The organism is Labrys sp. (in: a-proteobacteria) (genome assembly GCF_047605565.1).
Taxonomy (GTDB): domain Bacteria; phylum Pseudomonadota; class Alphaproteobacteria; order Rhizobiales; family Labraceae; genus Labrys; species Labrys neptuniae.
In genome coordinates, this window is record NZ_JASGFM010000001.1 from 427,191 (window position 1) to 438,933 (window position 11,743).

Consider the following 11,743-nt stretch of genomic DNA (forward strand, 5'->3'; position numbering starts at 1 on the left):
GAGCCGCCGCCTTGCAGCGCCCGCTCCCTTGCCTCAATCCCGCGCAGATGCGGCCATGTTTCCGGGCGTTTTGCCTGCTGGAATCATGTGGTCGTATCGCCAAGGCCTCTTGTGACCCGGTGGCCTCACCGGGACCCGCGCGGACGCGTCGAAACGAAGAACGAGGGCAAGGAGAGCAGCCATTCGGATGCACTTTGCTCTTGGAAGCAATTTGTTAACGCTGATAGGCCACAAAATAGGGCTCACAGAGGCCCAAAACAGGGCTTACAGAGGCCTAAGCCAACGAGGCTCGCGATGAACGATATTCTTCCCCGCCGCAAGGCTCTTACCATGATGGCCGGCATGGCTCTGTCCGCGACCGGCTTCGTCTCTCCTTCCCTGGCGCTTGCACAGTCCGAGCGGCCAGAGCGCATCTCCTCCAACGAACTCGTCAATTCCGGCCACCGTTTCTTCGGCACCGTGTCCAGGGACCTGGCGCTCACCATCCAGAAGGCCGTGGCGCGCTGGGGTGAACCCAATGGCTACATCCTCGGCCAGGAAGGGTCGGGCGCCTTCATCGGCGGGCTTCGCTATGGCGAGGGCACGATGTTCACGCGCAATGTCGGTGACCGCAAGGTCTACTGGCAGGGCCCCTCCGTGGGGTGGGATTTCGGTGGCGACGGCGCGCGCACCATGATGCTGGTCTACAACATGGACCGGATCGACGAGATCTACAGCCGTTTCCCCGGGATCGCCGGTTCGGCCTATATCATCGGCGGTTTCGGCATGACCGCGCTGGGTGACGGCAATATGATGGTGGTGCCCATCAAGTCCGGCGTCGGCGCCCGTCTCGGCATCAATCTAGGCTATCTCAAATTCACGCCGTCGGCCACGTGGAATCCCTTCTGATCCCGCACTACTGTGCGGCATCCGAAGGCAGTTTCTTGTGCTCGTCCCGGCAGGGAAACACGGATACCAATGCTGCGGTCAGATCATCTATATAAACCGTACGCAATGGACGCCGGCCGGACATCAAAGTGCGATTTTAAGCACGCTGTGCGTTTTCATCCTGCATTGTCGTCGAATTGACGTATAGTACGGCGAAGATATCGCCGTACTGAGACACTGCCGTGCTTGATTATGCGATTGCCTTTTTCCTCGGAGGAGCGCTCGCTGCCTTGGCCGCATTGGCCATGGTGCCTGCGATCTGGGGACGTGCGCGTCGCTTGATCCGTCGTGAAATGGAAACGGCGTTGCCCCTGTCGATGGCGCAGGTGCGGGCTGCCCAGGATCATGTCCGGGCGGAAGCGGCCATGCGGCACCGTCGCCTCGAACAGAAAACGGAGCATGAGCGGGCTCGGCGGCATCAGCTGATGGCCGACTATGGCCGTCAGAGTGAAAGGCTGCGCCGGCTCGAGGCCCTGCTCGGAGCCGATGCCGCAAGGCTTGGTCAGTTGGAAGATGGTGCGGCCAATGGCCAGCGCGACGTGCTTGCCGCCCAGCAGGAGGTTTCGGCGCTGAAGGCGGAGCTGGCGGCGGCGCGAGTGACCATTGCGCTGCGCGATGACGAGGCCCTCGATCACGGCCGCGAGCTTGCCACGGCGCAGGAAAGCAATGACGGCCTGCGCATCGAATTGGTCGCTCTTCGTACCAAGCTCGATGCGGCGGAGGATGGTGCGGTTCTGCATCAGCACGAATTGCAGGAGGCGCTGGAACTGGCCTCCGGCAAGGATGACCGCCTCGCCACCCAGTCAATCGAGCTGATGCGGCGCGACACTGCGATCGCCGCACTCGAGGCGCGGACAGCCTCGCTGCAGCGCGAATTGCAGGCGATGGCAGGCAAGAGGCAGGCAGCCGAAACCGAGCGATCTGACAGCCTGGTCCGGCTTTCGGACTGGGAGGCGGATCTGCGCCGCAAGGATGCCCTGCTGGCCGAACGCGATGCCCGGCTGGCCCTGGCCGCCGGACGGGAGGCCGAACTGATCGCCGAGCTCAACCGCCTGCGCCGCAGTGCGGAACCGAGCGCCGCCGAGGAAGAAATCGGCGCTCTGAAGATCGAGCGGGCCCGGCTGCAGGCCGAGCTTGCTGCTCTTCGCGAGGAAGCCCATGAATCCTGGCTGCGCATCGAGGCCGACAACAGCCTCCTGCGTCGCGAAATGGCGCAGGTCGCTGCCGAAATCGCCCGCGAGGCGGCAACCCGCCGGGCCGTTGGCGTGGTACCCGGGCCGGAGCGCCAGGCGGCGAACGATCCGGCTGCGCAGGACCAGGCGGCACAGGCAGGCCAGGAAGCCCGGCCGCGCTGACCACGCTCTCAACGCATTTCGACGCTATGGCTGGCATGGCAAGGCAGAGGGCCGTCTACAGGAGCGAGCCATGACCAAGCTGAACGGCATCGTGCCGTGCCTGACCATCGATGGTGCCAAGGCCGCCATCGACTTCTACAAGGACGCCTTCGGTGCCGAGGAGGTCAGCCGCGCCGATCACGAGGATGGCAAGCGGCTGATGCACGCCCATATCCGCATCAATGGCTGCGACGTGATGATGTGGGACCTGTTTCCGGAATTCGGCATGGCCACCACGCCGCCGCATGGCGTGACCATCCATATCGAGGTCGACGACGCCGACCGATGGTGGCAGCGCGCTCTCGATCGTGGTGCCACCGTCGCAATGCCGATCCAGGACATGTTCTGGGGCAGCCGTTACGGGCAGCTCAAGGATCCCTTCGGCCATACCTGGTCGATCGGCGCGCCGCTCAAGCCGTAGAATGACGGGAGCATTTGTCGCTCCCGCCAAGGACCGGGATGGTGTTACAGCGCGGCTGCGATCTTCGCCGCCAGGCGCGCATTGTTCTCCACCAAGGCGATATTGGCGATCAGGCTGCGACCCTCGGTGAGGTCGAGCATGCGCGAGAGCAGGAAAGGTGTGAGAGCCTTGCCGGAAATGCCCATGGCATCGGCTTCGTCCACGGCCGCTTCGATGGCAGGATTGATTTCGTTGGCGGCGATCTCGTCGGCGAGCGGGATCGGGTTGCCCACCAGCACGCCGCCGTCGAGGCGCAGTTCCGCGCGGGCTCGGATCAGGGCGGCAATGTCGGCGGGATCGTCGAGGCGCATGGGTGCCGCCAGGCCGCTCTTGCGGCTCCAGAAGGCGGGGAATTCGTCGGAGCCGTAGCCGACGACCGGCACGCCGAGCGTCTCCAGGGTCTCCAGCGTCTTCGGAAGATCGAGGATGGCCTTGGCGCCGGCGCAGACGACGCAGACCGGCGTGCGCGCCAGTTCCTGCAGGTCGGCCGAGATGTCGTAGGTCTTCTCGACGCCGCGATGCACGCCGCCGATGCCGCCCGTTGCGAAGACGCGGATACCGGCCCGGTCGGCGGCGATCATGGTGGCGGCCACGGTGGTGGAACCGTTCTTGCCCGTGGCGATAGCATAGCCGAGGTCGGCACGGCTGAGCTTCAGGAAGCCCGTGGCCTGGCCCATGGCTTCGAGCTGGCTGTCTTCGAGCCCGGCATGAATGACGCCGTCGAGCACGGCGATGGTTGCCGGCTCGGCGCCTCCGGCCCTGACGGCGGCCTCGACCTTGCGGGCCGTCTCGACATTCTGGGGCCAGGGCATGCCGTGGGTGATGATGGTGGATTCCAGCGCGACGACCGGCTTGCCGGCCTTGAGGGCGGCTGCGACGGCGGCGGAATGGGTAATGGACGTCATGATGCTATCGTTTCGGTTGGTTGAGAATGGTTGTAGCGGGCCAGCACGGCCTGCATGGACAGGTCGGCGCGTACGGTTTGGGGCGATTCGACCGTGAGGGCTGCCGCAGCCATGGCGCAACGCGCTGCCGCGAGAAAGGTGTCGCCGGCGGCAAGGCGTGCCAGCGTGGCGCCGGCCAGCGCGTCGCCGGCACCGTTGACGTTGGTCGGGCGGGATGGAAGCGCAGCGATGGCGGAGACCTGTCCCCCATCCCAGGCGAGGGCTCCGCGTGGGCCGAGCGTGAGCAACCCGCGTGGCACCGGGCCTGCCGCGAGCCTTGCAGCCAGGGCTTCCGCTTCCTCCGCGCTGCCGAGCAGGGCACGTGCCTCGTAGAGATTGAGGAAGAGGATGTCGATCGCCGCCAGGATGGGCACGAGCTTGGCGAGCTTCTGCACAGAAACGGGCACGCAGGCGAGGGGCCGGGGTCCCTTCGCCTGCGCCACTGCCTGCAATACGGCTGGCGGCAAGTTGGCATCGGCGAAAACGAACCCTGTCGCAGGGAAGGCTGCGATACGGGCGGCGATGGTGTCGGGCTCGATCCGGTCGAAGATCGCCATGTCGGCGAGACCGATCACCAACTCACCCTCGCCGCTGAAGATGGCGGTGTAGGAGGCGGTGGTGGCTCCGGCGTCCAGCGTGACGGCGCTCATGTCGATGCCGGCCCGGCTGCTCTCCTCGACGACGCGGCGGCCTTCCAGATCGTCGCCGACCAGCGAGACGAGACCGACATCGATGCCCAGGCGCGCGAGATTCTCAGCCACGTTGCGGGCGACACCGCCCAGGCTGGTGCGCATCGAGCCGATGTTCGAGGTATAGAGGCGTTCCTTCGCATCGGCGGTCTCGCCGACACGGTCGATGACGCAGCCCCCTGCACACAGAACGGGACGATAGGCCATGGCTCCTCGCGACGGACCCATAGGTCCGAAAACGCATCCCGTGCCACAGATTCGCGCCCGCAACAATGCGACGCTCCGCCGGTTGCCGCTTTCCCTCTTGCGTCACGCCGCGATTGCCGTCATGAGGAACCTGCCTTCCAAGCGCATCTCGGGCAGGCCTTGCTCTTTCCCGGCAACCGCCACATTTTGCGCATTCTTGTTTGGCTTTTGTGGCTTTTCTTCCCTCCGAGATGGTTTCATGCGCACTGCCCCCCTGCTTGCTGCCCTGTTGCTGATGGCCTCGCCCGCCCTGGCCCAGACGGAGCCGCAACCTTCGTCGCCTCAGGTCCAGCCACAGCCTCAAGCTCAACCGCAGCCTCAAGGCCAGCCTGGGCCTCAAGCCCAGCCGCAACCCGAGGCGCAGCCCGCCGCCCAGCCGCAGCCCCAAGCCCAGCCACAGGGGCAAGCCCAGCCACAGGGGCAGGCCCAGCCGCAGCCCCAGCCTCAAGTCCAGGCCTGCACCACGCCGACCGATCCCGCCGGCTTCCCGGCCTGGCTCGACAACTTCAAGAAGGATGCTGCGGCCAGGGGCATCGGCGCCCAGGGCATGGCCGCCCTGGAAGGCGTCACCTACGATCCCAAGGTCATCGGGCTCGACCGCGCCCAGCGGAAGACCTTTTCGCAGACCTTCGAGGAGTTCTCCGGCCGCATGGTCAATGCCTACCGCATCAAGCGCGGCAAGCAGGTGATCAAGAAATACCAGGCGGTATTCGACAAAGCTGAGGCCGAGTATGGCGTGCAGGCGCCGATCATCGCGTCGCTGTGGGCCCTCGAGACCGATTTTGGCGCCAATGTCGGCAAGTTCGAGAGCATCCGCTCGCTGGCGACGCTCTCCTTCGACTGCCGGCGCGGCGACAAGTTCCGCCCCGAACTGATTGCTGCCCTCACCATCGTCGACAAGGGCGACGTGCCGCTGCACGAAATGCGCGGCGCCTGGGCGGGTGAGATCGGCCAGGTCCAGTTCATGCCGACCTCCTATCTCAAGCATGCGGTGGATTTCGACGGCGATGGCCATAAGGATCTGGTCAAGAGCCAGGCCGACGTGATCGGCTCGGTTGCCAAGTTCCTGTCTGGCCGTTGGCAGCGCGGCGCCGGCTGGAACCCCGGCGAGCCGAATTTCGATGCCCTCAAGGCCTGGAACGGCAGCGAGCTCTATCGCAAGACGGTGGCGCTGCTTGCCACCAAGATCGCGGAATAAAAGTGGAGCGCGGGCTTCTAGCCCGCTCTTTCCCTTCACCTACGAGCCGCCGCAAGGGCGGACAGGATGTCCGCGCTCCGGCCTTTTCCATGTGGGGACCGCGAAAATCCCCTGTTCGGCATGAAACCCGCGTGGCAAGGTTGCGGCTTGAGCCTGCCACACCGGAGTTTCCCGATGCTTCGCCGCACCTTTCTCGCCCTCGGGGCCATCGCCGCCATGGCCGTTCCCCTTGGATTGGCCCAGGGACCGGCCGAGGCCCAGACGCTGCCCGATCTCAAGGGCCGCACCATCGTCGCCGTCACCGAGAACGCCTATTTTCCGCTGAACTTCACCGATCCGAAGACGGGGCAGGGCATCGGCTGGGAATATGATGCGATCAACGAGATCGGCAAGCGCCTCAATGCCAAGATCGAATGGAAGACCTCGTCCTGGGACGCCATGATTCAGGCGGTGCAGAACGGCCAGTTCGACATCGGCATGGATGGCATTTCCATCACCGACGAGCGCAAGAAGCAGATCGCCTTTACCGACCCCTATATGGTGTCCGAGCAGTTTATGCTGGTGCGGGCCGACGAGAAGCGCTTCACGGACTCCAAGAGCTTCGCGACTGACGACAAGCTGTTCGTCGGCGCCCAGTCCGGCACGACCAATTTCTTCGTCTCGGTCACCGATCTGCTCGGCGGCAATGACAAGAGCCCGCGCCTCAAGCTGTTCGAGACCTTCGGGGCTTCGGTGCAGGCGCTCAAATCGGGCGACGTCGACACGGTGCTGATGGACAAGGCCGGCGCCGAGGGCAACATCGCCGCCTCGCCCGACAGCTTCAAGATCGTCGGCAACGGCCTTGGCCATGACGAATTCGGCTTCATCCTCAAGCAGGGCTCCGACCTCATCGGGCCGGTCAATGCCGCCCTGGCCGCGATGAAGGCGGACGGGACGACCAAGGCGCTCGATAAGAAGTGGTTCTTCGACTACAAGACCGCGAACTGAGCCGGGATCGGCCACCCTCTGCCATGGCGTCATTGCGAGCGGAGCGAAGCAATCCAGTTTTCTGCGGGCGGCGAAGCCTGGGTTGCTTCGCGCCGTTCGCAATGATGAAATTGTCCGTCGCTTCGCCCCTTGAGCCGCCTGCCTTACTTCCGGATCTTCCTGCCTTCATATGACGACGCCTCACGCGCCACCGCCGCCGCCCTCCTTCCTGTCGAAAGTGCCCTGGTGGCTGGTGATCCTCATCGTGCTGGGGACCGCCGTCCTGATCGGCGGCCTGGCCAGCGAGCAATATCGCATCATCTTCGGCGTGGTGGGGCAGGGGCTCTTCGTCACCATCCGGGTCACGGTGATCGCCTTCGCCGCTTCGCTGGTGCTCGGCACCATTCTCGCGCTCGGGCTGGTGTCGCAGTCGCGCTGGCTGGGCGAGGGGCTCAAGGCCTATGTCGAGATCATGCGCGGCGTGCCCATGATCGTGCTGCTCTATTACATCGCCTTTGCAGTCGGCCCGGCTTTGATCGAAGGCTATGTCGCGCTGTTCGGCTCGGCCATCGCCGCCGGCTTCATGCCTGAGATCACCATCCGCGATTTCAGCTTCGAGTGGCGGGCGATCTTCGCGCTGACCCTGGCCTATTCGGCCTTCATCGCCGAGATCGTGCGCGGCGGTATCCAGTCCATACCGGCCGGACAGTTCGAGGCGGCCCAGGCCCTCGGCCTGACGCGCTTCAAGACCATGCGCCTCATCGTGCTGCCACAGGCCTTCAAGACGATGACGCCGCCGCTCGGCAACGACCTCGTCTCCATGCTGAAGGATTCCTCGCTGGTGTCCGTGCTCGGCATCGCCGACATCACCCAGAACGGCAAGACCTATACGGCCTCGACCTTCCGCTTCTTCGAGACCTATACGGTGGTGGCCTTCTTCTATCTCACGATGACCATCGGCCTGACCCTCCTGGTGCGCCGGCTGGAGCAGCGCATGCGCCGCAACGAGGTACGGCAGGATTGAGGGGTAGCGGAGGGTCGATCTCCAGATCGCCCCTCCAAGGAGGTTGAAACCGACAATCCCTTGCGCCGCCATGGCCGAACTGCAACACTCCGTCAAGATCATGCCAGGCACCTCTTCCCTCAGCGGTCCCTTCGTGGCCGTGCTCGTCTATGATGGCCTCTGCACCTTCGAGTTCGGGGTGGCCTATGAGGTGTTCGGCCTGCCGCGTCCGGAGATGGGGCCCTCCTGGTATCGCTATGCCACCTGCGGCATCGAGCCGGGGCCACTTCATGCGGCGGGTGGGCTGATGGTCGAGCCGCATCACGGCCTGGAATTGCTGGAGAAGGCCGATCTCATCATCGTGCCGGGCTGGCGCGGTATCGGCAGCCCCGTACCGGCGAACCTCGTCGACAGCCTCAAGCTCGCACATCGGCGCGGCGCCCGCCTGATGTCGCTGTGCTCGGGCATTGCCGTGCTGGCCGCCTGCGGCCTGCTCGATGGTCGGGAGGCGACGACGCATTGGCGTTATGCGGCCGATATCGGCGCGCGCCATCCCAGCATCGCGCTCGATCCGGACCGGCTCTATGTCGACCTCGGCGACGTGCTCACCGCCGCCGGGAGCGCCGCCGCCCTCGATCTCTGCCTGCATGTGATCCGGCGCGATTTCGGCCCGGATGCCGCCAACACGGTGGCGCGTCGCCTGGTGGTGCCTCCGCATCGCGACGGCGGCCAGGCCCAGTTCATCGAGCGGCCGGTGCCGCGTGAGCGCGAATCAGCCCGGTTGGCTCCCTTGATCGATTGGCTGCGCCAGAATTTGGCCGCCCCCCACCGCATCGAGACGATTGCGGCCCGTTCCGGCATGAGCCAGCGCACCTTCCAGCGCCGCTTCGAGGAGACGACGGGGCTGCCGCCGGGTGAATGGCTGGTGGCCGAGCGCGTGCGGCTGGCCCGCGAGCAGCTCGAGCGCAATCTCGGCGCCTCGCTCGGCGACATTGCCGCAAGCTGCGGCTTCAATTCGCTGGAGACGATGCGCCATCATTTCCGGCGCCGTGTGGGCGTCAGCCCTGCCGCCTACCGGGCGCGCTTCTGCTCGGAATAACTGTTCCGGACAAGAAATTTAGTCGGCAAACTTCAGTACGGACTGCAGCAATCCCGGGAACTTTTCCTCGATATCAGGGCGCAGGGCCACGAAGCAGCGCGTGCCTTCCTTGCGGTGGCTGACGATGCCGGCCTCGCGCAATTGCTTGATGTGATGGCTCAGGGTTGAGTTGGCGACCTGGCAATCGAATTCCGTCGATCCCTTCTCGCCTTCCGCGAGCAGCGTGGTGACGATGTGCAGTCGCACCGGATCACCGAGGGCGGCCAGAACGCCGATCAGATTGATGTCGTTCACATCGGGGTGAGGGTGTTGTTTCATGCGTTCTTCTACCTATATTCGACGAACATCGAACTTTGAAACTCTAACGCCTCGGTGAGCCGACCACCAGTTAAGTCTGTGTAAGCCAGGTGCAGGAGTGTCAATCGATCGTTCAGAAAAGTCATTTGGAACAAGGTTTCTTTCAATGCCCTCGCTGCTCGACCCTATTCGCATCGGCGCGCTCGACCTGCCCAACCGCGTCATCATGGCCCCCTTGACCCGCACCCGGGCCAGCGAGGGTCGTGTGCCCAATACGCTGATGCGCGACTATTACGTCCAGCGCGCCTCGGCCGGCCTGATCCTGACCGAAGCCACCGCCGTCACGCCGATGGGAGTCGGCTATCCCGACACGCCCGGCATCTGGTCGCGCGAACAGGTCGAGGGCTGGAAGGTCATCACCAAGGCCGTGCACGAGGCCGGCGGGCGCATCGCCCTGCAGCTCTGGCATGTCGGTCGCATTTCCGATCCGGTCTACCTCGACGGGGCCCTGCCGGTGGCCCCGAGCGCCATCGCACCCAACGGCCATGTCAGCCTCATCAGGCCTGAAAAGTCCTATGTCACGCCACGCGCACTCGAACTCGACGAGATTCCCGCCATCGTCGAGGCCTACCGCCAGGGCGCGGCCAATGCCAAGGAAGCCGGCTTCGACGGCGTCGAGATCCACGGAGCCAACGGCTATCTGCTTGACCAGTTCCTGCAGGATTCCACCAACAAGCGCACCGACGCCTATGGCGGTTCGATCGAGAACCGCGCGCGGCTGATGCTCGAGGTCACCGACGCAGTGATTTCGGTCTGGGGTGCCGATCGCGTCGGCATGCATCTGGCTCCGCGCGGCGATTCGCATTCGATGGGCGATTCCGATGCGCCGGCCCTGTTCGGCTATGTCGCCCGGCAATTGGATGCCCGCGGGATCGCCTTCATCTGCGCCCGCGAATATTCCGATGGCTCCAGCGTCGCCCCGGTGATCCGCAGCAATTTCAAGGGCGTGTTCATCGCCAATGAGAAGCTGACGGCCGAAAGCGCCGAGGCCCTGGTCGAGAGCGGCGCAGCCGATGCGGCAGCCTTCGGCAAGCTCTTCATTTCCAATCCGGACCTGCCCAAGCGACTGTCGCTTGGCGCTCCGCTCACCCCCTGGAACGCCGCGACCTTCTACGCCAAGGGCGCCGAGGGCTATACGGACTATCCGGCGCTGGAAGAAGTACCTGCGTGACGGAGGGCTTCTCAGCTCCATCTGCGTATTGATGGAGCGAGACCAGCCTGGGCGGCTCTGCAGAGCCGCCCCTCAGATTTACTTCGCCTTCTTCACGTCCTTGATGTCGGCGAACACGATGGCCGGCGACCGTTCGCCCTGATAGCGCAGGTCGAAGGCGGATTTGGCCATGAACACCGGATCGCCGTCGAGATCGTCGGCGATCGAGAAATTGTGGGAAGTAAGGAAGCTGTCGAGCTCTTGCTTCGTCGGTGCCGAGACCCAGCGTGCCAGCGCGAATTCGGATGGTTCGAAGCGGATCTCAAGCCCATATTCGGCGGCGAGCCGGCCCTGCAGCACGTCGAGCTGCAGGGCGCCGACCACGCCGACCAGGGCCGGCGAGCCGTCGCGCGGGCGGAACACCTGCACAACGCCTTCCTCGGCGAGGTCCTGCAGGGCGTCCTTGAGCTTCTTGGCCTTCATGGCGTCGGGCAGGCGCACCCGGCGCAGGATTTCCGGGGCAAAGCTCGGCACGCCGAGAAAGGCGATCTCCTCGCGCTCGGTGAGCGTGTCGCCGATGCGCAATGCGCCGTGGTTGGGAATGCCGACCACGTCGCCGGCATAGGCCTCCTCGGCCAAAGCGCGATCCTGGGCGAAGAAGAATTGCGGCGCGTTGAGGCTCATCGACTTGCCGGTGCGGACCTGCTTCACCTTCATGCCGCGCGTCAGCTTGCCCGAGCACAGCCGCACGAAGGCGATGCGGTCGCGGTGATTGGGATCCATGTTGGCCTGGATCTTGAAGACGAAGGCGGAGAGATTGTCCTCCGTCGCTTCGACCATGCGGGTGGCCGCTGCCTGGTCGCGCGGCTGGGGCGCATAGTCGCCCAGGCCCTTGAGCAGGTCGCCCACGCCGAAATTCTTGATGGCCGAGCCAAAGAACACCGGGGTCATGTGGCCTTCGCGGAAGGCGGCGAGATCGAACTCGCCGCAGGCCTCCTGCACCAGTGCGATTTCCTCGGAGGCCGCCTCGGCATCGATCGAGGGCACGGCGCGGGCCAGTGCTGCGGCATCGCCAGCCTCGACCGGAATCGGCGCGGTGTCCTTGTCGAGCAGGCGGACATGGCTGGCCGCGAGGTCATAGGTGCCGGCGAAGTCACGGCCGCGGCCGAGCGGCCAGGTCATCGGCACGGTAGAGAGGGCGAGGGTCTTCTCGATCTCGTCGAGCAGTTCGAAGGGATCGCGGCCCTCGCGGTCCATCTTGTTGATGAAGGTGACGATGGGAATGTCGCGCAGGCGGCAGACCTCGAACA

Annotated in this window: 12 protein-coding genes; 8 read left to right on the forward strand and 4 right to left on the reverse strand. The window is 65.0% G+C overall.

The features are described from left to right. Positions 1-294 precede the first annotated feature (294 nt). The 3 genes from QM672_RS02045 to QM672_RS02055 all read left to right on the forward strand — a co-directional run bounded on the left by QM672_RS02045 (position 295) and on the right by QM672_RS02055 (position 2,742). The gene (locus tag QM672_RS02045; RefSeq protein ID WP_068286233.1) at positions 295-888 is read left to right on the forward strand and encodes a DUF1134 domain-containing protein; all 594 of its coding nucleotides are present in this window, start codon (positions 295-297) and stop codon (positions 886-888) included. A 221-nt stretch (positions 889-1,109) separates the two neighbouring features. Continuing rightward, positions 1,110-2,282, forward strand: coding sequence for a hypothetical protein (locus tag QM672_RS02050; protein WP_311933769.1), 1,173 nt, complete (start codon positions 1,110-1,112; stop codon positions 2,280-2,282). A 70-nt stretch (positions 2,283-2,352) separates the two neighbouring features. Next, complete coding sequence (locus QM672_RS02055) at positions 2,353-2,742, forward strand: VOC family protein (protein WP_311933767.1); 390 nt, start codon at positions 2,353-2,355, stop codon at positions 2,740-2,742. A 44-nt stretch (positions 2,743-2,786) separates the two neighbouring features. Here QM672_RS02055 and QM672_RS02060 read toward each other — a convergent pair whose 3' ends face one another. After that, complete coding sequence (locus tag QM672_RS02060; protein ID WP_311933766.1) at positions 2,787-3,686, reverse strand: pseudouridine-5'-phosphate glycosidase; 900 nt, start codon at positions 3,684-3,686, stop codon at positions 2,787-2,789. Then, positions 3,683-4,621 (reverse strand): carbohydrate kinase family protein, encoded by a 939-nt coding sequence (locus tag QM672_RS02065; RefSeq protein WP_415080472.1) that lies wholly within the window; start codon positions 4,619-4,621, stop codon positions 3,683-3,685. The genes QM672_RS02060 and QM672_RS02065 overlap by 4 nt, the downstream gene beginning before the upstream one ends. A gap of 238 nt (positions 4,622-4,859) precedes the next feature. Here QM672_RS02065 and QM672_RS02070 point away from each other — a divergent pair, with 238 nt between their 5' ends. The 4 genes from QM672_RS02070 to ftrA all read left to right on the forward strand — a co-directional run bounded on the left by QM672_RS02070 (position 4,860) and on the right by ftrA (position 8,926). Continuing rightward, the gene (locus QM672_RS02070; RefSeq protein ID WP_415080473.1) at positions 4,860-5,858 is read left to right on the forward strand and encodes a lytic murein transglycosylase; all 999 of its coding nucleotides are present in this window, start codon (positions 4,860-4,862) and stop codon (positions 5,856-5,858) included. Positions 5,859-6,032: 174 nt separating this feature from the next. Continuing rightward, positions 6,033-6,845, forward strand: coding sequence for a transporter substrate-binding domain-containing protein (locus tag QM672_RS02075; RefSeq protein WP_311933761.1), 813 nt, complete (start codon positions 6,033-6,035; stop codon positions 6,843-6,845). A 169-nt stretch (positions 6,846-7,014) separates the two neighbouring features. Next, positions 7,015-7,848 carry an amino acid ABC transporter permease gene (locus QM672_RS02080; RefSeq protein WP_415080474.1) on the forward strand — a complete coding sequence of 278 codons (834 nt, stop codon included), beginning with the start codon at positions 7,015-7,017 and terminating at the stop codon, positions 7,846-7,848. Between the two features lie 70 nt (positions 7,849-7,918). Further along, positions 7,919-8,926 carry a transcriptional regulator FtrA gene (gene ftrA / locus QM672_RS02085; RefSeq protein ID WP_415080475.1) on the forward strand — a complete coding sequence of 336 codons (1,008 nt, stop codon included), beginning with the start codon at positions 7,919-7,921 and terminating at the stop codon, positions 8,924-8,926. A gap of 18 nt (positions 8,927-8,944) precedes the next feature. Here the strand turns inward: ftrA and QM672_RS02090 are convergent, their stop codons facing one another. After that, positions 8,945-9,244: an ArsR/SmtB family transcription factor gene (locus QM672_RS02090; protein ID WP_367624215.1), complete on the reverse strand. Its 300-nt coding sequence runs from the start codon at positions 9,242-9,244 to the stop codon at positions 8,945-8,947. Positions 9,245-9,389: 145 nt separating this feature from the next. Between QM672_RS02090 and QM672_RS02095 the strand changes: the two genes are divergently transcribed. Continuing rightward, on the forward strand, positions 9,390-10,454 hold the full coding sequence (locus tag QM672_RS02095) for an alkene reductase (protein WP_415080476.1): 1,065 nt from the start codon (positions 9,390-9,392) through the stop codon (positions 10,452-10,454). Positions 10,455-10,532: 78 nt separating this feature from the next. Here the strand turns inward: QM672_RS02095 and QM672_RS02100 are convergent. Then, a partial coding sequence (locus QM672_RS02100) for a peptide chain release factor 3 (RefSeq protein ID WP_415080477.1) occupies positions 10,533-11,743 on the reverse strand: 1,211 nt, incomplete at its 5' end.